The sequence below is a fragment of the Candidatus Nitrosopumilus sediminis genome (genome assembly GCF_000299395.1).
GTDB lineage: Archaea > Thermoproteota > Nitrososphaeria > Nitrososphaerales > Nitrosopumilaceae > Nitrosopumilus > Nitrosopumilus sediminis.
In genome coordinates, this window is sequence record NC_018656.1 from 440,278 (window position 1) to 462,134 (window position 21,857).

Genomic DNA, 21,857 nt, shown 5'->3' on the forward strand with positions numbered 1-21,857 from the left:
TGATAACTTTCTGTCTATTCAATAATATCTAAGGGCTCTATTTTTTTCTCACATCCAGTCAACTCTTATATTGTTAGTATGGAAAAATGAGTTATGAAATCTGCTAGGATCACAGGCCCAAATGAGCCTCTTACAGTATCTGAAACTGAGACTCCTAAACCCCAAGGTACTCAAGTCCTAGTCAAAGTATCGTCTGTAGGTGTTTGCCACAGTGATCTACACTTATGGGAAGGCGGATATGATCTTGGTGATGGCCAATTTATGAAGGTCACTGATAGAGGTGTAAAATACCCTGTAACTCCTGGACATGAAATCGTTGGTACTGTTGAACAAATCGGCGATGGTGTTTCTAATGTATCTGTTGGAGATGCTGTTTTAGTATACCCTTGGATTGGATGTGGACAATGTCCTGCATGTAAAGTTGGAAACGAAAATCTATGTGATGCTCCAAAATCCATGGGCGTCTTCCAAGATGGGGGTTATTCTGATTATTCTTTAATTCCTGATTCTAAATATTTAGCAAAACTCGACGGTGTTGATCCTGATGCAGCTACTTCTATTGCTTGTTCTGGACTAACAGCATACACTGCTATCAAAAAGGCAAATCAAAACTCTCCAGAGTTTCTAGTAATTGTAGGAGCTGGTGGACTTGGATTAATGGGAGTTCAAATTGCTAGTGCTATTACCGATGCAAAGATTATCTGCGTTGATTTAGATGATGCAAAATTAGAAACAGCAAAAGAAATGGGTGCTGATTTTACAGTTAACTCAAAAGATCCTGAAACTATTCAAAAAATAATGTCTATCTGTAATGAGAAAGGTGCAGATAGTGTAGTAGATTTCGTTAATGCTCCTCCAACAGTCAAAACTGGTTTAGCAGTTTTAAGAAAAAGAGGAAATTTGGTTTTAGTTGGTTTGTTTGGCGGTTCATTGGAAATTTCCCTTGTAACAATCCCAATGAAATCTATTATCATTCAAGGTGCATACACTGGAAACTATAATGACATGGTAGAACTTCTTGATCTTGCACGAAAGGGCACCATTAATCCTGTAATTTCAAAAAGATATTCTTTAGATGAGGCAAATAATGCTCTAGAGGATCTCAAAGCCAGAAAAATTCTTGGTCGTGCAGTAATCAATCCCTGATATCCCACAAATTATTCTAAAATTTTATAACAGAAAAAAATCCAGTATTGTTATTGGATACTAAAACCAGTTGTGAGATTGCATTAACACATCTTAAAAATAAACAATTCATTACGGCTCATACTTTACTTTTAGACCAAGCTGAATCTTTAAAAAAATCTGATCTTCTAAAATCTGCTTTGTTGTATATGTTGGCTGGCGAATGCAAAACTCGTCAAGGAAAACCATCTGAAAATGAAATTAAAGAAGCTGGTGATTTATTTTTAAAATATTCTAATGCAAAAAATTCAACAAATGTAAAAGGTGCATTACTATGTGCTTCCAAATGCTTACTGAGTTTAGGTGAATTTGACAAAGCTAAAGAAACATATCAAAAAGCAAAAAGCATCATCTTAACTCCAATTCAAGTTACTAGACCTGTTGTGATAGTTGAAGATAGTGCAGCAATTTCTATGAAACTAAAAACATATGTTGAAAAATTAGGTTATTCTGAAATTCATCTTTTTAAAAATGGAAAAGAAGGTTTGAAGGGTTGCAAAGATATTCTTTCTAAAAATAAAGAACCTATCCTACTTCTTGATATGGGATTGCCTGATCTTGAAGGTGATGTTGTTGCCACCAAATTACTTAAAGAAAAAACTAATCTGCAAATTATAGTTGTTACAGCTGATGAAAAAACTACTGTTCGGGTTCATAATACTCTGAGTACTGGTGTTTCTGCCTTTATCCAAAAACCATTTACCCTTGACGAAGTAAAAAAAGCAATTGATGTTGCAGAGTCTGAATATTCTTTATTACAATAAAAGTAAGGACATGTTAAGTATATTCACATCTTTAATGTCTATCTCATTTATTCTATAATCTATCAATTCATCTGAAAATTTTTCTACAATTTTCTGTGACGTGTTTGATTTTTCAGAGTTAACTTGTAGCAAAACTAGCATATTCCATTCTCCTTCCATGTTTGATACTAGGAGATAGTTGTCTAATTTTGTAATGAATTCTTTGATAGAATCTTTTACTGCTTCAAGTGATTTTGAAGGTTTTAGTTTGATTAAGACTGCTTGGTACTCATTAATTCCTGACACATCCGTTAGTACTGCTTTGTACCCTTTGATGATGCCACTTTTTTCTAATCTCTCTATTCTTTTTCTAATTGTTCTGTCAGATACATCATGTCCTGATTTTTTCAACTCTGCTGCAATTTCTTTTGATGGGGTTCTTGCATTGTTGTTTAGAATTTCTATAATTTTTTGATCTACTTTGTCTAGATTGGACCATGCATCTTCACTCATGATTGTTCAAAGTTGTAATGCCTTTTGAATTTTTGGCTGAATATTAACAATTTTTACTTTTGATTTCTCTTATTCTTCTAAAATCCACCCCGATTCCATGATTTTTTGATCTTCTGTTTCTCCGATATTTGTCGCATACCTCCAAATAACTGAATATTCTGGAATCATTTTTCCTTTAATTTTCAAAAGAGCCTCTATCTCCGAATTAAGATTGTCATCTGCATTTCCACACTCTTTGCAGAATTTACATTTTTGATCAAGTGTTATTGGGTCTGATTCAATTAATGGATATGCTTTACATGCTAGTGGTCTTTCATTGTAAATCTTACATGGATGCCCTCCATGTGGCGATTTTTCTCCACTAACTGTATCCAAAAATGGACACGTGTTGCCATTTTTTTCAGAACCCATTAATTGATATGCTAAAATTTTACTTGGAATGGAATCATTTTTTTCAGATACCCCTATTCTTGGCAAAATTTTGATTTTTAATTTGTTTTTGATTGCCAACTTTTCAATTCGATCTTTTTCCTCTGGAAGTATCAACACTCCTATTTTCCCAAATTTTTTACTTGGATAATATTCTCTTTCAATGCAACACTGAGCACAATCTTCTATACAATGAAATTCCACATCTTACTTTGATTACTTGGATAAAAATCTCTTGTGAATGATTTTGTTAATCTTTCTTTATGAAAAACCCTACCAGTTATATGCTCATAATGATAATGAGCATTATGGGTAAGCGCCAAGTAAAAAATGAAAGTGCACTAAAAGAAATTCGATTGCCTGAAGAAGGCGAACTTTTTGGACGGGTATTAAAAATGCTTGGAGGAGAAAATGTCATGATAAAATGTGCTGATAACATAACTCGACGTGGAAGAATTAGAGGTAAACTAAAGCGAAGAGTTTGGATTAGAGATAATGATATTGTAATTATTGCTCCTTGGGATTTTAAAGAATCTGAGCGTGGTGACATTGTTTGGAGATTTACACTCCCTCAAGTTGAATGGCTTAAAGAAAACAATCACATTCCAAAAGATTTCTAATCTTTAGCTTAATTTCGTTTTGATACCTTAGTTAATATAGTGAGTTAGTTATTTTAGAATCAAATGGAACAAGGCACCGTAAAGTGGTTTAACCGTACTAAGGGCTTTGGTTTTATTGAAAGAGAGGGTGGAGACGATCTGTTTGTTCACAAATCAGATGTTGACGGATTCATCAACGAAGGCGATAAAGTCGAGTTTGTAGTAGGTGAAGGTCAAAAAGGACCCGCAGCACAACAAGTCAAAAAAACAGCATAGGCATAAATTTTTTAATTTAAGATTTCATCTTTGTTTTCTTAAACTAGTCTATCTTTTTTATTTTTAAAATCATTTTTTAATCTGGAAAAATTTGTGGTCCCGCGGGGCGGAATTGAACCACCGACAACCCGGTTTCTGTATGCCTGATATGCTGTTTTTCGGTCAGCCATCTAAAGCCAACAACTACAGCCGGAAGCTCTACCAGGCTGAGCTACCACGGGACAAGAAAACGAAGATCTCTGCTATTAAAAAACTATCGTAGATGATTTCTCATAATTGATCGTTAGTATCTCTAAAGCATAAATACCCTGAAGAGCGCTCAAGAGTTTATGTCGAAATTAGAATTATCTTATTCTGGATATGTTTGTGCACCGTATTTGCATAATCATGAATCTGTTGAGCTAAAAGAAAGTTGGATGACCTCCAAAAACATTGAAAAATTATATTTTGTAACTGGAACCTTCTCTAGTGAAAGTAAACCCTATTTTTCTGATTCTACAAATCATTACCTTTTGGCAAAATTCAAAGACAGTGAACAGATCTCAGAGGATCTTTCCAAACACAATCAGGACAAAACCTCTTTTGTGTTTAACATTAAAGACGAACTTTTCCAGAGAGAAGTTCGCGGTAATATCAATTTCATCTCTGTATATTATTTAGAATATGGTGATGATGGTGAGGATTTACAAGAAATTGCAAACCTTTTACTAAAAAGAGACAAAATTGAGGTGGCAGGACTAGGGAATATGAATACATTTTGCTTAAACACTTCAAAATTCACATTTCCTTATTCTGAAAATATTATTGTAGTTGAAGTTGCAAGTGAAAAGAGTCATCAGAGTGTAAAGAAATATTGTGATGAAACTAAAAGGGATGCTAATAGAAAAGGAATGGCGATGGTCAATTTGCTGAGTCTTTCAATTCTTGAACAACTAAAGTAAAAAAGTTAAATATTCGACCAAAAACTGATTTTCATGAGTAAACCATCTGATCTTGGTTCTTTGAAAATCGGTTCATACATTCTATTGCCTCACTCTGATCAACCAAGCGGGGAGCCATGCAGAATTGTCGAATATGATACCTCTAAACCAGGAAAACATGGTGCAGCAAAAGCAAGAATTGTTGGTGAAGGAATTTTTGATGGTCAGAAAAGACCTCACGTAGGCCCAGTAAGTATGCAAATTCATGTCCCAATGATTAACAAGAAAATTGGCCAAATTATCTCAATTAATGGTGATACCGTTCAGGTTATGGATTCTGAATCATTTGAGACTGTTGATATCTCTTTGATTGATGATGAGGTCAAAGGTAAATTGGAAAATGGTCAAAATGTGGAATATTGGGTTGTTATGGATAGAACTAAAATAATGCGCATTAAGAACTAGTGCGGATGCTGATGATTATCGGAAAAGCCGTCTGATTTTATGATGACGATTATGAGTATTGAAGCGTCCTTTTTGAATAAACTTAAAAAATTTGTGGAATGGAATATTTTTTAGATTATGAAGTTAGCCTCTTTTTTTTCTGGTGGAAAAGATAGTATGTATGCCATCTATCTTGCACAAAAACAAGGTCATAAAATAAAATGTCTTTTGAGTGTTTTTCCAAAATCTGAAGAAAGCCATTTGCTACATCATCCAAATATTCTTTGGACAAAATTGCAATCAGAATCAATGAATATTCCACAATTGACCATTAATTCAAATTCTGATCAAACCGATGATGAATTATCTGTAATGGAAAATTTGCTGCAAACTGCAAAAGATCAATTTCAAATTGAAGGGGTGGTTCATGGAGGAATTAAAAGTAAATTTCAAAAAGATAAATTTCAAAGTATTTGCTCCAAATTAAATTTGGTTGTTATTGCACCCTTGTGGGAAACTGTTCCAGAAGAATACATGAATGCATTAATTGACTCTAACTTTGTTTTTATTTTAACTTCTGTGTCTTCGGATGGATTAGATGATTCTTGGTTAGGTAAAATAATCACAAGATCTGATATTCTTTCTTTGAAAAATCTGTCTGAAAAATTTGGATTTAATTTGAATTTTGAAGGAGGTGAGGCTGAAACATTTGTGATTGACTGCCCTCTCTTTACAAACTCGATCAAAATTAATCAATCTCAAAAACAATGGGATGGATATAGAGGAAGGTTTGAAATAGTGGATGCGGAGTTGAATTACAATGCTTGATGGTTTGAAGAATAGTTTGGGTGACGCAATCAAAAAAATTGTAAAATCCTCTGGAATAGATGAAGAACTCATCAAAGAACTTTCTAAAGACGTCCAAAGAGCATTACTTCAATCTGATGTAAACGTACGACTAGTCCTTGAAATCACAAAACATCTTGAGGAGCGGGCACTCAATGAAACTCCTCCTCCTGGACTTTCACGAAAGGACCATATTGTAAAAATCCTATACGATGAACTCTCTAAACTACTTGGGAATGAATCTGAATTTGACTTTAAACCTGGAAAACAAAATAAGATCATCTTACTTGGAATTCAAGGTAGTGGCAAAACTACTGTAGCGTCAAAACTTGCTAAATTTTTAACGCGACAGGGATACAAAGTAGGTGTTGTAGGAGCTGATACATACAGACCTGGAGCATTAGTCCAACTCAAAACGATGTGTGAAAAATCTAACGTCGAAGTGTATGGTGAAGAAAATAACAAAGATTCTCCTAGTATTGTCAAAAATGGACTAAAACATTTTGCAGGACAACCTTTAGATGTAATTCTAATTGATACTGCTGGTCGTCATAAAGAAGAGAAGGACTTGCTTGAAGAAATGGATAGGATTAACAAAGTAGCAGATCCTGACTTGGCTTTACTTGTAATTGATGGTACAATTGGACAACAATGTTTCAATCAGGCTGAAGCATTTCATAAAACAATTCCAGTAGGTGGTGTAATAATTACAAAATTAGACAGCTCTGCTAAAGGTGGTGGTGCACTTGCAGCTTCTGCAGCTACTGGTGCACAAATAATGTACATTGGAACAGGAGAACGAATTGATGATTTAGAAAAATTCTCTCCTACTAGATTTGTTGGACGATTGCTTGGTATGGGTGATATTCAAGCCGTATTGGATTTAGCTAAACGATTAGAAAACGAGGGAGATGATGTTAGAATGAAAAGAATCTCTAGTGGAAAAATGAATATGGATGATTTCTTTTATCAATTAGAGGAAGTCACTAAAGTTGGTTCTTTACAAGGACTTCTTGATAGCATGCCAGGGCTTTCTGGAATGGTAAAAGGTGATCAAGTGAATCAGATGGAAGGTAGGGTTTCAAAATGGCGTTACATTATCCAAAGTATGACTAAAGCAGAAAAAGCAGATCCTGATTTATTAAATTCGTCTAGAATCAAAAGAATTTCCCGTGGCTCTGGATGGCCTGAAGGTGAAGTCAAAGAATTGATTAAAAATTATAAAAATTCTAAGAATATGATGAAAGCCTCTAAAGGTCGTCAGATGCAAGGCACTCTTAGGAAAATGGGATTAGGATAATTAACGATACCAATCCTAACCAAGCATGTCAAACTACACCCAAATTACACCTATCGTAAATAAAATTACCAAAAAATATTCTTTATGTGATCATTGTTTGGGAAGGTTATTCTCAAAACAATTACATCTCTCATCAAACAAACTTCTGGGTAAAAAATTAAAAAATAATTCCAACACTAAAGAAAAATGCTACATCTGTAAAAATTTGTTTGATAATTTAGATCATTTTTTGAAATTGATGCTTGATGTTTCATCTGATTACTCATTCACTACATTTAGTGTTGGCACAATGATAAAACCCTCAATTGTTGATAGAGATGATTTCATTAGATCTGAATACCATCTACGAGGGATTGACAGTGTAAAGGCAGACATTACAAAAGAATTGGGACGACTATATTCTAGAAAAACTAAAAAAAGAATTGATCATCTTAATCCTGAAATCACCTTTACGCTGAATTTAAAAGATGAATTATGCCAATTACGCTCAAAATCAATCACGATTTCAGGAAGATATGCCAAATCTAGAAGGGGACTTCCTCAAAAACAAAAATCATGTGAGAATTGTTTAGGAAAAGGATGCAGAGTATGTAATTTTCATGGCATTTCAGAGTTTGAAAGTGTGGAAGGAATTATTTCAAAATTTATATTTAAAAAATTTGGCGGAACTACTGCAAAATTTACTTGGTTAGGTGGGGAGGATAAATCTAGTTTGGTTTTGGGATCTGGAAGACCTTTTTTTGTAAAAATACAAAATCCGTACAAGAGAAAATCTAAACTATCTGATGTCACGCTTGATCCAATCAAACTTTATAATCTGAAATTAGTCGGCGAATCTCCAAAAAAATCTCTCAAATTCAATTCAACTCTCCGTGTAAAAATTTCCACAAAATCCAAAATTGATTTAAAAAATCTTAAAAAATTAAAAGATCTTATCACAAATCCGGTAATAGTTTATGAAAAATCTGGAAAACATTCTGAAAAGAAAGTTTTTGATGTAAAATACAAAAAAGATTCAAAAAATTCACTTACATTAACTGTCAAGGCTGAAGGTGGATTTCCAACCAAGCGGTTTGTGGTTGGCGATGATGTTACTCCAAATATCTCCAAAATTCTTGAAACACCGTGTGTATGTGAGGAATTTGATTTTCTAGACGTTGAGGTGTAATGATAACAATTAACTAGCACTATGTCAGGTAAATTATCATGCCAGTAAGAAAAAAAATAAACATCAAAGACATGCTGATCAACGAGCTGATACACGCAAAAAAAAGAAAGCAGGCAAACCACGTTCCTGATCTAATCAACCTTTTTACATTCAAAATTGTCGAGGTGTAATATTGGATCCACTAGTACGTTTCAAAGATGCACATTCTAAAGGGATTATCCCTGATGATGTTTTTGATTTAACTATGAAGAGATTTCCTATTGTTATTGCGGGAATTAACCGCATAGAAAAGGCGTCTGGAATTAGATACCCAATAGCCTACGTTGAGCCCTCTCTTGTTGTTTCATCTCCAGACCCTAATTCCTATCAGTTTGGAATTTTATTTGCGAGAACGATTCCTGTTGTGTTTGAGGATAAATTTCAAGTTGTAATCCAAATATCTGCACCATTGATTGCATATGGATTAAAGGGAACAATACACGCTATATTGGCTCATGAATTTTTACATTTTTTAGATTTGATGCGAAAAATTTCAAAGATGGAATTACTATCTGATGAAATCTCTGGAAATTTGTTTGAAAATGTTTACAGTGATGAGACTAGATTGTTTGAACCCCGAGTTGTTTTCAAAGATCGTACACTGCTTAATCATATAACGAAGAAGTTCCCTGCTGGCTTTCGTGATTTTAAACTTGAGGATAAGGTTATGAAATTCTGGGCTGATAGAAATCTTCCAAAGTCTAATATCTCTCTAGATACAAACACAATAAAATTATCTGCTGAATCCCTTTCTAAAATCAAACTGGACCCTGCTTTTATTACCAAAATGGAAACTCTTGAAGAAAAAAGTTCTAAAATTCGCAAAAAGAAACTTTACTGAATAGTTTTAAAATAATTTTTTTATTGATTAAACTCTGTTAATCCGCACTTGCCACATGTGTTTCTATCTTTGTGTTGTGCCATGAATGTTCCTTTTCCGCATCTTGAACATACTTTTCTTGTTCTTGATGTTTTATCTCCATCAACTTTGTAATAAGATGCAATGCTAGGGCTGGATCCTTTCTTACCTTTCTTCTCTACAGGCATTATTCAGATTTCTCCTCTTTTTTAGTTTCTTCTGGAGTTTCAGCATCTGCTTTAACTTCAGTTTCTTCAGCGGGAGCTTCTTCAGCAGTAGCTTCTTCTGCTGCTGCTTCAGCTTCTGCAATTTTTGCTTTAGTTTTTTCTAGTCTTGAAAATATTGTAGGATTGATGTGCTTTTTTGCCAATCCTTCATCATCATAAACATAGAATGTTCCTGTAATGAGAGATTTACCTACATGAGTTCTTAACCTCATTGGGATTATGACTTTACCATCTAGTTTGAATTCTTTTGTAATCATGTCTACTGCTTCAAGGCTTTTGAGCTTGCCTCCCAATCCTGCAAAATTACAAGTCAACTCTCTTCTTGATAGAAAGCCATTATCTACATCTGTAATTGTCTCTATTATGGACATGTATCAAAAATCTCTGGATATTTCATATAAACCTTGATTGCAATTACATAAGAGATTTATGAAATTCCTTCAGAATTATCTCGTGGAACGATATTTACTGCATTTTAAAAACGAGAAATATTTACCTCAAAATTGTAGGGAACTAGCACACAGAGCACGAGATCTTGTAAATGATATGGATGTCTCAGTTCGGCTTGCTAGAGTTGCCACTAAATTCATCGAATTTGATGTTGCTGCAGAAAAAAAAGATCTAGATCCCCTTCTTGAAAAATTGTCTCCTATTGGTGAAATTGATAATGTAAGGCATGTTGTTGAAGAGCATATCGACAAAGAAAAAGGGATCACTGATGGAATATTTTACTTTAACAACGAGAGATTTTGGGAATGTCATGAGGCATTTGAAGGCGTCTGGAATCAATGCTATGGACGTGAAAAGGAACTTGTTCAGGGAATTATTTTAGTTGCAGTTGCATTTGCTCATCAACAAGAAAATGAAGAAAGTATTGGAATTGGAATGCTACATAGGGCATTGGAGAAATTAGGTACATCGCCTTCAACATATCATTCAATAGATATTGATAGAATTAGAAAAAATGTCATTGATATGCAACAATCTAAGAAGCTGACTAGATTTGAGATTTAATTAATTCCAGAGATTTTTCAACCACTTCTGCACCTTGAAGTAGTCCTATGCTTCCTTTCTTTGCTTGTTGTTCCGTCATTCTTGTGGTGCCGTCTTTTTTAATGAAATCTCCTGAAACTACAACTGGAACAGGATCATCGCTATGCCCTTTGTTTATACATGGTGTAGAATGATCTGCAGAAATTATGATTGCAACTTTACTTGAATCTATATTCTCAACAAGTGTTTTGAAAAATCTTTGATCAATTTCTTCTATGTTTTTCATCTTACCTATTGCATCTCCATCATGACCGAATTCATCTGGTCCTTTAAGATGAACATAAATTGCGTTTTGAGTCTCCATTGCTTTTGCAGCAACCTTTGCTTTTTCTTCATAATCTGTTAACCCTCCAGCTTCAAATGCTTTCATTTTTAGAACTTCTGAAATACCTATCTCCACTGGCATGTCTACTATACATGAAAAATTCATAGCATATTTTTCGTTAATTGGGATTACATTTGGATATTTGTTACCTGCATCCCTAAGCAGAATACAGCTTAACTGTTTTTTATTCTCCTTTTGCCTTCTTTTGTTAATTTGACTTTCTTTCATTATCTCAATTGATTTTTCTGAGAATTCATTTACAAGATTGGCAGTAAATTTTGAATCCTCGTCATCATCTAGCGGCAAACATTTTTCAATTTTTAAAAAGTCACCTACAGCTTTTGCAACTCCCATGCCTCCTATGTTGCTATATGCTGGGTCTGTATTGGTAATTCTGGAAGATAATTTTTGTGAATCTTTTCTAATCCTCACTGTTACTCTGTGGCCAATTGTTGGGGAAACTACCACTGATACATCAGGTGATGTTAATTTGACTTTTTCTTCAATTTCTTTTGCAACTCCATCTGCATCTGCTTTTTCAATATGTCTGCCAGCTCTTCGGTCAACAATAACACCTTCATCATTTAATGTAGAATAATTTCCTCTTAATGCCAAGTCTCCATCTTTAAAATCAATTCCAATGCCTATTGCTTCAATTACTCCTCTTCCGACATAATCTGCATGTTTGAATTTGTATCCTAACATATTGAAAACGGCAATATCTGATTCAGGGGCGATTCCTTTTCCTACTGAAATTACTTCTCCTATTGCTCCATTACTGGCAATCTTGTCCAATATTGGGGTATTTGCAGCCTCCAATGGAGTTTTTCCATCTAAATCTGGATGTGGAAGATCCCCTACTCCATCTAAAAGAACGTATATCATGTGAATATCAGAATTGTCCAAAATATTCCCTGTACATTGAAAATCTGGTGCTCTCCTTTAAATCTTGCAACAATATTTGCGATCAAAATAAAAAATACTCTTTCAATATTTTTTTTAGATTTGTTTTTGATGAACATAGGACTTTCTTATTTTAAAATTATTTTTAATCAATTTTTGAAAATTGAATTTTAATAGATCTTAGTAAACGTTTTAACAGACATTTTACTTCCAATAACCATTATGGGGGATATGCGCAAAGATTATGTTTCAGAGCGTTTTATGATTGTCTCAAAAAAAGACGACAAAGTTATTGATCCAAAAAAATCCCCATATGCCCCTGGCAACGAATCTATGACAAACCCTTCTGTTTTGTCTCTTGTTGCAAAAGATGGAATGTTGCAACGTCTTCAAGATAATGAAGATGAAACATATGTAGAAGGTTGGGCAATTCGAGTTTTTGAAAGTAAAAATCCTATAGTTTCAATTGATACAGAAAATTCTTACAGCGACAAACCATTCTACAGCGAACCTGCATATGGTTATCATTACATTGTCGTTGCGTCACCAAATGAAAAAGATACTTTTGCAACTATTGATACTGAACAATGGTCAAATGTGCTGGTAGTTGTCCAAGATAGATTGAGGTGGCTTTATACTCAAAAAGGTGTAACATACGTTTCAATTTACGGAGATCATGGTGAGTTGGCAGGTAACAATAATCCTCATCCTCATCTAAATCTCTTAACTTTCTCTACTATTCCTCCGGTGATTGAAACCGAAGCTGAAGCATCTCACAAAATTCTAAACGAAAAAGGCGTATGCCCAATGTGTCAAACCGTTAATGAAGAAATTAGTGGACCTAGGCAGGTTCTTCAAACCGAAGGATTTATTGCATTTTCTCCTTGGGCTCCATCATATCCTTTTGAATTTTGGATATCCCCAAAAAAACACGTTACTAGTTTTTCAAAAATAACACAAAAAGAAATCAATGATTTATCGTTAATTTTAAGAGCAACGCTGGGCGGGTTGGCAAAAACTATCAAAAATGTCTCATACAATATCGTGTTTCATCTTTCTCCTGAAAAGAAAAACAGTCGACAAATTCACTGGCATATTGAAATTTATCCTATCACAAAATCTTGGTCTGGATTAGAGCGCGGATATGGAATTTTCTTAAATGATATTTCTCCTGAGGAAGCTGCAGAAAAACTTGGGGCTGCTTGTAGGAAAGAACTGGCCAACTTGGTTGGTATAGTTTGATTTTTTGAATGGTTTATTTATCAACTAGAATTTGTTAGTATCATGGCAATAGAGAAATGGCTTGCAATTACAAGTGTTGCTTTATTTGCAATGTTTGCAGGTGAAATGATTTCCATTTACTCTTACGTTGTTGATCCTCCTGAAAATGCCATAATTGATGATTCTTGGTTTGATTCTAAAATATTTCAGTTTATTTCAATAGGTGTTGCTCCTGCTGGAATTTTAGCTGCTGTTCCTTTCTTCATGACAAAACAATATGGCTCAAAGTCTATTGGTGGATTAATTGTTGCAGGGGGAGTGATTTTGTTAGTTGGAATGATTGTTTGTTATATGATGTTAGATGAAATTGATGATAATTATATTACTAACATTGTTAGATTTACTCCTGTTTTATTTATGATCCTGTCCCCTGCTGTAATTATTGTTGGTGCTTATTTGACTAAACAAAAAAAGGTGCGTCCAAAAAAGGAATTCTTCTAAATGTTGTCCAGTCTTAATTCATTAGCTACTTGTCTGAATCCAAGTTTTTCATAAAACGGTTTTACATCATCTGTGCAATCAAGAATTGTCTTATAGCAGCCACGATTTTTTGAAATTTCAATAAGAAACTTCATAATTTTTTCACCTATTTTTTGACCCTGATAGTCTTTATCTACAACTACGTCTTCTATATGTCCGACCAACCCTCCATTATGGATAAATTTTGATTCTATGAGGAGTGTTGTAGAACCTACGATTTTTCCATCCACTTCTGCTACTGCTATGATATGATCTGGGTTAGAATTAATTTTTTTAAATATGGTATTTGCTTTGGCTTTGTCAATAGTACTTGCTTCTTTTAATGTGTCAAGTGATTTTAGAAATCCATTCCACAAATCTTCTTCTTTTAGTTCTCTGATTATTGGTTCACTCATTTTTGTCATCAGTGCTTTCCACGTTTTTTAATGTGTTCATCATTTGCTTTTTTGTATGATTCTTTGTTACCGATATCTGTGAATCCTTTTTTTGTAATAAAACTACTGACTAATTTCTTCTTGTTTATGGCCTTTTTAATCACGTCGTCCATTCCATATGGTTTATTCTTTGGAATCAAACTAAATATCCCTGGCTGCATGACGTAGCAACCCATGTTCACATTTACTTTGATTTCTGGTTTTTCGTTCCAACTTTGAACTTTACCTGTCCTTGAAGTATTAATTACTCCATAAGCCAAATTAGTTTTGAATTCATCCAGACCCATAGTTACAAATGCTTTTTTTGCTTTGTGTTGTTTAATCATATTTTTAAGACTGAAATCAAAAATTGAATCTCCATACATACAAACAAAAGTGTCATCGATAAATCCTTCTGCAGTTTTTAGTTGCCCTGCAGTAGCCAATGGCTTGTCTGAAACTGCATACTCTATACTTACCCCAAACTTTTTACCGTCTCCAAAATATTCTTCAATTGTTTTTCTAAGATGGCTTACACACAAAACAATTGATTTAACTCCATTCTTTTTATTCCAGTCAATAAGATGCTCAAGAATTGGTTTTTCACCTAATGGTAACATTGGTTTTGGAGTATTTTTTGTCAATGGAAGTAATCTGGTACCTAAGCCTCCTGCTAAAATTACTGCCTTCACAACTGCTATTTGGGATATGACTATTTATGTTCAAGGATGGTTTTAGACCAAATCTCTATCCTGAAATTTTTAATAATTTTTTCAAAATACTTTTTGGTGTCTCTCCAAAAAGAATGATCATTGGTTCTTTTCCAAAATCCCCTTTATGAAAAATGACATCTGGAGGTTCTTTTAGATTTTTGATTGCATTTTTTATTCCCCACTCGATGGTTGAACCATTATTTTTTACATTGCTTGGCTCTTGATTTCTATCATAGTTTGAAATTTTTAATTTTGATTTTTTTATTTTTGTTATAGTTGTATTTTGAAATTTTATATTAATTGCAGAATATATCTGTGGGAATTTTTTATTTACTGTTAATAATGCTGTTGCAACATGTTTTGAACCTCCATATGATAGATTACCTGCAACTATGACTTCTTTTCCTGCCTTGACAATCCTTCCAGAAATTCCCAAAATATCTTTTGTTGATTTTGGTCTTTGTTTTGAATAGACAAAATTTGTTTGACATTCAGGAATATTCTTGTAGATATTTTTTATTTCTATAAATTCATTAATTGCATGTGACAACTCTGAATGAATTTTATCTGGATTTTTGGTCTCTGTAATTTTTACTCCTTTACCTATTTTTTTCGCATTTTTTATTGAATTGTATGTGAATTCTTTTGCAAATCTTGCTGATTCACGTATTGTTTTATTGGCAGATATGGCAAATATCATGGCTGCTGCATAATTGCACCCACTACCGTGATTGGTGTTTACAATTTTTTCCCCTGAGATTGTGTACTTTGCATTTTTTTCTAGTATGAAATCTGCTATTTTGTTATTTTTCCCTTCAATACCTGTAATCACCACATTTTTTGCTCCCATCCTTTGAATGATTTTGGCACTTTTTTCCATATTGCTTTTTGAATTAATTCTTATTTTTGATAGAATTTCAGCCTCAAATTTATTTGGGGTAATTACTGTTGCAAGAGGAACGATATATTTTTGAAAATCTACAAGAGCTGTTCTTTCCATTAATGCTCCCCCTGTTGTTGATTTTAAAACAGGATCTACAACTATTGGTATTTTTATTTTTTTAATTGTTTGTATAGTGTTTTGATAATTTGTGAATTGTAAACCATTCCTATTTTTATTCCATCAATTTTAAAATCTGCTGTTATTGATTCTAATTGGTTTTGCAAAATTTTTTGTGAAACTGGTTCTATCATACCAAAACTTGTTGTGTTTTGACCCGTAATTGCCGTAATCACTGTTAAACCATACGCGTCAAATTCTGCAAAAGCTTTGATGTCACTTTGAATTCCTGCCCCTGATGAAGGATCGGATCCACCAATGGTAAGTAAATTCATTATAATTTGTTGTTTTTCAACACTAATCTGCTTTTCCTTTTTTAATCTGATTATTTTTCAAGATATCTGTTTTATACTTGAATTGATTGTTTTATGTTGATGACAAAAATTCCTATGTTAAATGACACTCCTCCAGAAGCATTGCAGTGTACTACTTGTTTGTTGCCGATGCAATATCAAACAATTAAGGATGACAAATTCTTATGGCAATGTTTCAAATGTGGAAAACAATATCTAATTTCAAAAAACATAGATGAATCGATGGAAGAAAGCTGGAGTCCTCCACGATAATGAGCCCATCTGAAATAGATTCTGTAAAATCTGAAAATCTGAAACTAAGAAATTACATTTCCCTAGTTTCTGCTGAAATTGAATTATCCCAAAGATTATTTGAAATAAAACAAAATTTTGCAAATTCTGCTGACTCTCAGCGTCTAATCGTGCCTATTTTAGACCGAATTTCTAAAATAAAATCAGAAAAAGCAATTTTGGAAATTGAGTTGAAATTAAATTAATTTGAATTACTACGAAGAGGTTTGAGTAACGCAATCAAAAGAACAAAATTCCTCTTTCATACTATAAAATTCTCTTCCACAATGTCTGCATTCTTTGATTGTTCTCATGTTTACAATTCTCCTTTATGCCATAAAAGGTCGATCATTTTTATTAATATAGTGCCAAAGATTTTTTTAGCGATCTAACATTTTATCTATTTTCACGATTGTTTAAATCAGGCAAAAACATAGAATATGTTATGGCAACCCAGATGACTTCTGCTCGACGTGGTGTAGCTACTGATGAGATGAAACAAGTAGCAAAAGATGAAGATGTTTCACTTGATTGGCTAATCCCAAAAATTGCAAAAGGCTCGATAATTATTCCAAGCAACAATGTTAGGCCTCAAAAAATCCATAATGTTGGAATTGGTAAGGGTTTGAAAACCAAAGTAAATGTAAACATTGGGACTTCCACATTAAATGTAAACATTGAAGAAGAAATTGAAAAAGCCAAAGTTGCAATAAAATATCACGCAGACACCATTATGGATCTCAGTGATGGGGGAGACGTCAAAAAAATACGACAGACCCTTTTGGATGTTGCACCAATTACTTTTGGAACTGTGCCAATTTATGAGGCATATAATTACGGAGTCGAAGTTCACAAAAATCCTTTGAATTTAACAGAAGACGATTATCTTAATGCATTTGAAAATAATGCAAAAGATGGTGTTGATTACACTACAGTTCATTGTGGAATAACAAAAGATATTGCAAAAAGAATTCTCAAAGTTCAAAGATATGGTGGAGTTGTAAGTAAAGGTGGAACTATTACTGCTGCATGGATGTTAAAACATGACAAAGAAAATCCATACATAACTCATTATGACTATATGATGGAGATTGCCAAAAAATATGATGTGACATTCAGTCTTGGTGATGCACTAAGACCAGGCTCAATTTTAGATTCTCATGATGAATTACAAGTTCAAGAAATGATTAACATATCTCGATTAACCAAGCGTGCACATGAACATGATATTCAAGTTATGGTTGAAGGACCTGGGCATGTTCCATTAAATGAAGTTGCTGCAAATGTTAGATTGGCAAAATCATTGATTGGTGATGTTCCATATTATGTTCTTGGTCCATTGGTAACTGATGTGGCCTCTGGACATGATCACATTGCAAGTGCAATCGGCGCTGCAGTTTCTGCAAGTGAGGGTGTGGATCTCTTGTGTTATTTGACTCCCTCTGAACACTTAGCATTACCCAATGCTGAAGAAGTAAAGGCTGGATTAATTGCATATAGAATTGCAGCTCATGCAGGTGATCTTGTAAAGATTCGTGATAAAGTAATAAAATGGGATATGGAAATGACTGAAGCCAGACGAACTTTAGACTGGGAAAAACAACTTGCATTATCCATTGATCCTGAAGAAGCAGCTAAAATTCATAGTAGAACTGGACAGCATCCAGGTAATAACGTGCCATGTACAATGTGTGGTGGCGCTTGTGTGTATATGATGTTGCCACAACAGAAAAAATATGATAAAGAAAATGAAAACTTACAACAAATTGAATAGAACTTTTTGAAGACTGGGTACAGTTTCATAATTTTCCAAGTCCTCTACGTTTATCCACCTAAAATCTGAATTTTCCCAATTTAGCTTGATTGTTGGGTTTTTTGACTCAAACAAAAATGGAAATATTTCCCATTCGTGATTTTTGTATTGAGGTGAATGAATTTTCATTTCTTCTGTGGTTTTGATTAGTGTTATTTTATCTTCGGTTATTCCGACCTCTTCAAAAATTTCAATTTTTGCTCGTTTAAGAGGCTCTTCATTATTTTCAATAATTCCGCTAATTCCTGCCCACAATCCTTTCATGGATTTTACTTTGTCACTTCTTTTTAGGATCAATAACTTGTCATCATTTCTAATGAATGATGTGACAATCTTTGTTGAACGCATATCTGCTATTTTTCAACTGCTTTTACCATTTTTGACATTCTTTTGTATGATTCATTGACATCTGTATGTTTGGCAAGTCTTTCTTGACATTCTTTAATGTAATCTATCACCTCTTCTGTCTTTGATTCTTGTACGGCTGTTAATAATCTGCCAATGTCTTTCCACAGTTCCTCTGCAACCCTACGAATTTCTGGATTTGCAATAATGGTTTCAATTAATTCTGGAGATTCTGTCATGATACTTTCTGCCAATGTCTTTTGTACTCTGAAAGTTGTTCCTGACATTTTTTCAGTGAGATTAATTTTTTCATCCTTTGAAATAATATTTGCAAATACTAGATTCATCAAATGTGTTAATCCTAAAATTACTGCAATCTTTTTGTCATGTTCGACCGCATCAATCGTGACAAAGTTTGCCCCTTCGAATAGTGTTTTTGCTACTGTCAATTCTTTTTTTGCATCTCTAATTGGAACTGAAATAATGTTTTGACCCTTTATTGTTTTAGTTCCTGGACCAAACATTGGATGTATGCAAATTGGATTGATTTTTGCTGGCATTTTTGATAGTGATGAAACTACTTTAGATTTTTCTGATGAGATTTCAATAAGGTATGTCCCACGCTTCATCTCTTTTGCAATCAATCTGATAATTTCCGGAGTTCTTCTTGTAGGTGTACACAGTACTACATAATCCGCTTTTAAAATTCCCCCAACTAGTGATTCTGATATTTTGATGTCTTTTCCTGAGATTTTATTTTCTGAATCATACCCTGTTACTTCAAAACCTGCATTTGCAAAATACTTTGCAAACCATTGTCCCATTTGGCCTCCTGCACCGATTACTGTGATCTGCTTCATTTACTCTCACTCATGATGTTACGTAGTATATTCATTCCTTCAATTAGTATGTCTTCATTTTGACATGCTGAAAGCCTGATGAAATTCTTATAATCCCCAAATCCTTCCCCTGGTGCCACTGCCAAACCTTTTTCCAGTGTACTGTTGGCAAATTGAACTCCGTCAAATCCTTCTTGGTTGATTCTTGCAAAAAGGTACATTGCTCCATCTGGGATGACAAAATCTAATCCTATTTCACTTGCTTTCTGTGCCAACACATCTAGTCTGTTTTGTACCGTATTAGTATTATTGGATGTGTCTGCTTCAAGTGCTTTCATGGCTATGTATTGTATTGGCTCAGAGACATTTGTCAAACATAGTGCTTCTAACTTTGCCATTTTTTCAATGATTTTTGAATCTGCAATGGCAAATCCTATTCTAAATCCAGTCATTGCATGAGATTTAGAAAATGATTGAGTTACAATGCTCTTTTCATAATTATAACTTAGAATGCTTTTCCAACTAGTTTTTGCGTATTGTGAATAAATTTCGTCACTTAATACATAGAGATTATTTTTCTTTGCAAGTTCAATAATGTCATCTTGCAATTTTTCATTCAGTATTTTTCCAGTTGGATTGTTTGGATAATTAAGTACAATCATTTTTGTATTTGGGTTAATTGTATTTTTGATTTGTTCTAATGATGGTTCCCATTTGTCTTCCAAAGTTGTATTGATGGTTCTGACTTTGATTCCTGAATTTAATGCACAATCTTTGTAAGCAGGCCATGCAGGCTCAATAACAATCATTTCATCTCCTGGATTGAGCAGTGTTGTTATTGCTGTGAAAATTGAAAATCTAGCTCCTGGACTAACTATAATATTTTCTTCTTTGACATCTACGTTAAATTTTTTGGATACGTATTTTGCAAGTGCCTCTCTAAACACTGGCATTCCTTTTGCTTGACCATACTTTAGAAATCCTTTGTCGAATACTTCTTCTAATGCCTCTTTTACTATTTTTGGAGGTAAAAAGTCTGGTTCTCCAACTTCCATATGAATAATTTTTTTTCCTTGTGCTTCAAGTGATTTTGCTTTTAAGAAAATTGATAGATGTGTTTGTTTGTTATTTGATTGAACTTTTACTGATTCGTTCAAAAGAAAATTTAAAAATTTTGTAGCTATTGATTCATCGAGTTCAATGCTGTTACATAATGAAATTACTTTTCTACGGAGGATGTCTTCTCTTATTTCATCTGTCACTCCTTTGCCGATATTTTTTTTAACTTCTCCAATTTCTTTTGCAATGTCTGTTCTTGTTTTTAACAACTCTATCATTTTTAGAGTAACTTCCTCCATCTTATTCCGAAGATCATCAATGTCTGACATTTTCTTATAATGTTGGGCTGATTGCTCCTGAAATTAGGGCATGATCTGCTATGGTTAATGCTACAAGAGAATCTACTACTGGAGGAGCTCTTGGTACGACACATGGATCGTGCCTTCCTTTAACTTGAAGAATTGTCTCTTTTTTTGTTTTGATATCGACTGTTTTTTGTTTTTGAGCAATAGATGACGCTGGCTTGAAAGCGATTCTCATGGTAATTGGCATTCCGTTTGAGATGCCTCCTAGGATTCCTCCAGATCTGTTTGTCTCTGTAACTATTTTTCCTCGTTTTATCGTATACAGGTCGTTGTTTTCTGAACCATAAAGTTCTGAACCTGCAAATCCTGAACCAAATTCAATTCCTTTTACAGATGGAATTGAAAATATAGCTTTACTCAAATCTGATTCTAATGAGCTAAAAATTGGTTCACCTAATCCTACCGGAACTTTTGTTGTAACTGATTCTATAATCCCTCCTAGAGAATCTCCTTTCTTTCTAGCATCTAGAATACTCTCTCTCATTATTTTTGCTGTCTTATTTTCAGGACAACGAACTTCATTTTTATAAATAGAACTAATCATCTTTTCATTAAATTCTCTTTCCATCTTTATTTTTCCAATTTGTGCTGTGAATGAATTTGTTTCAATTCCTAATGTTACTTTAAGTAATTTTCTTGCAATAGCACCTCCCATCACATGCGTTGCAGTTAATCTTCCAGAAAATCTTCCTCCTCCTCTATGATCATTGAAATGATTATATTTTGTCATGGCTGGATAATCTGAATGGCCTGGTCTAAGTTTTGTTTTCAAATTTTCATAATCTTTTGATTTTTGGTCACTATTCCAAATCACCATTGTGATTGGTGCTCCTGTTGTATATCCTCTAAAGACTCCTGAGATTATCTCAACAATGTCTCCTTCCTTTCTTTGAGTCGAGATTAGATTTTGACCTGGCTTTCTAAGATCTAGCATTTTTTGAATATCTTTTTCATCAATCTCCAATCCTGCTGGACATCCATCTAAAACGGCACCAATGGATTTTCCATGGCTTTCACCAAAACTTGTTAAAACAAGACGCTGACCAATAGAACTTCCCGGCAACATATTATCAAAG

29 protein-coding genes, 1 tRNA gene and 1 pseudogene are annotated in these 21,857 nt (G+C 33.8%); 17 read left to right on the top strand and 14 right to left on the bottom strand.

Annotated elements, in window-relative coordinates:
• The first annotated feature begins 93 nt into the window (after positions 1 to 93).
• Together NSED_RS02690 and NSED_RS02695 are read left to right on the top strand one after the other, a co-directional pair.
• The gene (locus NSED_RS02690) at positions 94 to 1,146 is read left to right on the top strand and encodes an alcohol dehydrogenase (RefSeq protein WP_014964706.1); all 1,053 of its coding nucleotides are present in this window, start codon (positions 94 to 96) and stop codon (positions 1,144 to 1,146) included.
• A gap of 53 nt (positions 1,147 to 1,199) precedes the next feature.
• A complete protein-coding gene (locus tag NSED_RS02695) occupies positions 1,200 to 1,949 on the top strand; it encodes a response regulator (RefSeq protein ID WP_014964707.1) in 750 nt (249 codons plus the stop codon).
• Here NSED_RS02695 and NSED_RS02700 read toward each other — a convergent pair.
• Positions 1,941 to 2,441, bottom strand: coding sequence for an Lrp/AsnC family transcriptional regulator (locus NSED_RS02700; protein WP_014964708.1), 501 nt, complete (start codon positions 2,439 to 2,441; stop codon positions 1,941 to 1,943). The genes NSED_RS02695 and NSED_RS02700 overlap by 9 nt on opposite strands.
• Before the next feature lie 69 nt (positions 2,442 to 2,510).
• Complete coding sequence (locus NSED_RS02705) at positions 2,511 to 3,074, bottom strand: YkgJ family cysteine cluster protein (RefSeq protein WP_014964709.1); 564 nt, start codon at positions 3,072 to 3,074, stop codon at positions 2,511 to 2,513.
• 104 nt (positions 3,075 to 3,178) lie between these two features.
• Between NSED_RS02705 and NSED_RS02710 the strand changes: the two genes are divergently transcribed.
• Both NSED_RS02710 and NSED_RS02715 read left to right on the top strand, forming a co-directional pair.
• A complete protein-coding gene (locus tag NSED_RS02710; protein WP_026090037.1) occupies positions 3,179 to 3,490 on the top strand; it encodes a translation initiation factor eIF-1A in 312 nt (103 codons plus the stop codon).
• Positions 3,491 to 3,553: 63 nt separating this feature from the next.
• A complete protein-coding gene (locus tag NSED_RS02715; RefSeq protein WP_014964711.1) occupies positions 3,554 to 3,745 on the top strand; it encodes a cold-shock protein in 192 nt (63 codons plus the stop codon).
• Positions 3,746 to 3,839: 94 nt separating this feature from the next.
• Here the strand turns inward: NSED_RS02715 and NSED_RS02720 are convergent.
• A tRNA-Tyr gene (locus NSED_RS02720) sits at positions 3,840 to 3,966 on the bottom strand.
• Between the two features lie 108 nt (positions 3,967 to 4,074).
• Here NSED_RS02720 and NSED_RS02725 point away from each other — a divergent pair.
• The 7 genes from NSED_RS02725 to NSED_RS02750 all read left to right on the top strand — a co-directional run bounded on the left by NSED_RS02725 (position 4,075) and on the right by NSED_RS02750 (position 9,303).
• Entirely contained in the window at positions 4,075 to 4,686 is a 612-nt protein-coding gene (locus NSED_RS02725) for a hypothetical protein (protein ID WP_014964712.1), read from the top strand.
• A gap of 33 nt (positions 4,687 to 4,719) precedes the next feature.
• Positions 4,720 to 5,130 (top strand): translation initiation factor IF-5A, encoded by a 411-nt coding sequence (locus NSED_RS02730; RefSeq protein WP_014964713.1) that lies wholly within the window; start codon positions 4,720 to 4,722, stop codon positions 5,128 to 5,130.
• A 117-nt stretch (positions 5,131 to 5,247) separates the two neighbouring features.
• Positions 5,248 to 5,937 carry a diphthine--ammonia ligase gene (locus tag NSED_RS02735; protein WP_014964714.1) on the top strand — a complete coding sequence of 230 codons (690 nt, stop codon included), beginning with the start codon at positions 5,248 to 5,250 and terminating at the stop codon, positions 5,935 to 5,937.
• Positions 5,930 to 7,255, top strand: coding sequence for a signal recognition particle receptor subunit alpha (locus tag NSED_RS02740; protein WP_014964715.1), 1,326 nt, complete (start codon positions 5,930 to 5,932; stop codon positions 7,253 to 7,255). The genes NSED_RS02735 and NSED_RS02740 overlap by 8 nt, the downstream gene beginning before the upstream one ends.
• Before the next feature lie 25 nt (positions 7,256 to 7,280).
• Positions 7,281 to 8,423, top strand: coding sequence for a tRNA pseudouridine(54/55) synthase Pus10 (locus tag NSED_RS02745; RefSeq protein WP_014964716.1), 1,143 nt, complete (start codon positions 7,281 to 7,283; stop codon positions 8,421 to 8,423).
• Between the two features lie 38 nt (positions 8,424 to 8,461).
• Positions 8,462 to 8,593 carry a hypothetical protein gene (locus NSED_RS10915; protein WP_016940085.1) on the top strand — a complete coding sequence of 44 codons (132 nt, stop codon included), beginning with the start codon at positions 8,462 to 8,464 and terminating at the stop codon, positions 8,591 to 8,593.
• A 2-nt stretch (positions 8,594 to 8,595) separates the two neighbouring features.
• A complete protein-coding gene (locus NSED_RS02750; RefSeq protein WP_014964717.1) occupies positions 8,596 to 9,303 on the top strand; it encodes a hypothetical protein in 708 nt (235 codons plus the stop codon).
• 20 nt (positions 9,304 to 9,323) lie between these two features.
• On the opposite strand, the gene NSED_RS02755 is transcribed toward NSED_RS02750, so the two are convergent.
• Together NSED_RS02755 and NSED_RS02760 are read right to left on the bottom strand one after the other, a co-directional pair.
• Positions 9,324 to 9,509: a 30S ribosomal protein S27ae gene (locus NSED_RS02755; protein WP_014964718.1), complete on the bottom strand. Its 186-nt coding sequence runs from the start codon at positions 9,507 to 9,509 to the stop codon at positions 9,324 to 9,326.
• On the bottom strand, positions 9,509 to 9,919 hold the full coding sequence (locus tag NSED_RS02760; RefSeq protein ID WP_014964719.1) for an eS24 family ribosomal protein: 411 nt from the start codon (positions 9,917 to 9,919) through the stop codon (positions 9,509 to 9,511). The genes NSED_RS02755 and NSED_RS02760 overlap by 1 nt, the downstream gene beginning before the upstream one ends.
• An 82-nt stretch (positions 9,920 to 10,001) precedes the next feature.
• Between NSED_RS02760 and NSED_RS02765 the strand changes: the two genes are divergently transcribed.
• A complete protein-coding gene (locus tag NSED_RS02765; RefSeq protein ID WP_014964720.1) occupies positions 10,002 to 10,562 on the top strand; it encodes a DUF309 domain-containing protein in 561 nt (186 codons plus the stop codon).
• On the opposite strand, the gene NSED_RS02770 is transcribed toward NSED_RS02765, so the two are convergent.
• Complete coding sequence (locus NSED_RS02770; RefSeq protein ID WP_026090038.1) at positions 10,546 to 11,832, bottom strand: BPG-independent phosphoglycerate mutase family protein; 1,287 nt, start codon at positions 11,830 to 11,832, stop codon at positions 10,546 to 10,548. The two genes, NSED_RS02765 and NSED_RS02770, sit on opposite strands and share 17 nt — an antisense overlap.
• Before the next feature lie 219 nt (positions 11,833 to 12,051).
• Between NSED_RS02770 and NSED_RS02775 the strand changes: the two genes are divergently transcribed.
• Both NSED_RS02775 and NSED_RS02780 read left to right on the top strand, forming a co-directional pair.
• Entirely contained in the window at positions 12,052 to 13,071 is a 1,020-nt protein-coding gene (locus NSED_RS02775; RefSeq protein WP_014964722.1) for a galactose-1-phosphate uridylyltransferase, read from the top strand.
• Between the two features lie 42 nt (positions 13,072 to 13,113).
• A complete protein-coding gene (locus NSED_RS02780; RefSeq protein WP_014964723.1) occupies positions 13,114 to 13,551 on the top strand; it encodes a hypothetical protein in 438 nt (145 codons plus the stop codon).
• On the opposite strand, the gene NSED_RS02785 is transcribed toward NSED_RS02780, so the two are convergent.
• From NSED_RS02785 to thiD, 4 genes and pseudogenes are all read right to left on the bottom strand, one after another.
• Positions 13,548 to 13,985, bottom strand: coding sequence for a GNAT family N-acetyltransferase (locus NSED_RS02785; protein WP_026090039.1), 438 nt, complete (start codon positions 13,983 to 13,985; stop codon positions 13,548 to 13,550). The two genes, NSED_RS02780 and NSED_RS02785, sit on opposite strands and share 4 nt — an antisense overlap.
• An 8-nt stretch (positions 13,986 to 13,993) precedes the next feature.
• On the bottom strand, positions 13,994 to 14,695 hold the full coding sequence (locus NSED_RS02790; RefSeq protein ID WP_014964725.1) for a nucleotidyltransferase family protein: 702 nt from the start codon (positions 14,693 to 14,695) through the stop codon (positions 13,994 to 13,996).
• A 55-nt stretch (positions 14,696 to 14,750) separates the two neighbouring features.
• Positions 14,751 to 15,266, bottom strand: coding sequence for a thiamine-phosphate synthase family protein (locus NSED_RS11060; protein WP_420804871.1), 516 nt, complete (start codon positions 15,264 to 15,266; stop codon positions 14,751 to 14,753).
• A 99-nt stretch (positions 15,267 to 15,365) separates the two neighbouring features.
• Positions 15,366 to 16,051, bottom strand: a pseudogene (gene thiD / locus NSED_RS11065) (bifunctional hydroxymethylpyrimidine kinase/phosphomethylpyrimidine kinase); the annotation flags it as partial.
• Positions 16,052 to 16,150: 99 nt separating this feature from the next.
• Between thiD and NSED_RS02800 the strand changes: the two are divergent.
• The 3 genes from NSED_RS02800 (at position 16,151) to thiC (ending at position 18,134) form a co-directional block, all read left to right on the top strand.
• On the top strand, positions 16,151 to 16,342 hold the full coding sequence (locus NSED_RS02800; protein ID WP_026090040.1) for a hypothetical protein: 192 nt from the start codon (positions 16,151 to 16,153) through the stop codon (positions 16,340 to 16,342).
• Positions 16,342 to 16,566 (top strand): hypothetical protein, encoded by a 225-nt coding sequence (locus NSED_RS02805; protein ID WP_014964729.1) that lies wholly within the window; start codon positions 16,342 to 16,344, stop codon positions 16,564 to 16,566. The genes NSED_RS02800 and NSED_RS02805 overlap by 1 nt, the downstream gene beginning before the upstream one ends.
• Before the next feature lie 239 nt (positions 16,567 to 16,805).
• Positions 16,806 to 18,134: a phosphomethylpyrimidine synthase ThiC gene (thiC, locus tag NSED_RS02810; protein WP_014964730.1), complete on the top strand. Its 1,329-nt coding sequence runs from the start codon at positions 16,806 to 16,808 to the stop codon at positions 18,132 to 18,134.
• Here the strand turns inward: thiC and NSED_RS02815 are convergent.
• Genes NSED_RS02815 through aroC form a run of 4 tightly spaced genes read right to left on the bottom strand, consistent with a single transcriptional unit; the run spans position 18,117 to position 21,847 of the window.
• Complete coding sequence (locus NSED_RS02815; RefSeq protein WP_014964731.1) at positions 18,117 to 18,521, bottom strand: NUDIX domain-containing protein; 405 nt, start codon at positions 18,519 to 18,521, stop codon at positions 18,117 to 18,119. The genes thiC and NSED_RS02815 overlap by 18 nt on opposite strands.
• A 5-nt stretch (positions 18,522 to 18,526) precedes the next feature.
• Positions 18,527 to 19,378, bottom strand: a complete 852-nt coding sequence (locus NSED_RS02820) for a prephenate dehydrogenase/arogenate dehydrogenase family protein (protein WP_014964732.1) — start codon at positions 19,376 to 19,378, stop codon at positions 18,527 to 18,529.
• On the bottom strand, positions 19,375 to 20,745 hold the full coding sequence (locus tag NSED_RS02825; RefSeq protein WP_014964733.1) for an aminotransferase class I/II-fold pyridoxal phosphate-dependent enzyme: 1,371 nt from the start codon (positions 20,743 to 20,745) through the stop codon (positions 19,375 to 19,377). Before NSED_RS02825 ends, NSED_RS02820 begins: the two co-directional genes overlap by 4 nt.
• A 4-nt stretch (positions 20,746 to 20,749) precedes the next feature.
• Positions 20,750 to 21,847, bottom strand: a complete 1,098-nt coding sequence (aroC, locus tag NSED_RS02830; RefSeq protein WP_014964734.1) for a chorismate synthase — start codon at positions 21,845 to 21,847, stop codon at positions 20,750 to 20,752.
• Positions 21,848 to 21,857 lie beyond the last annotated feature (10 nt).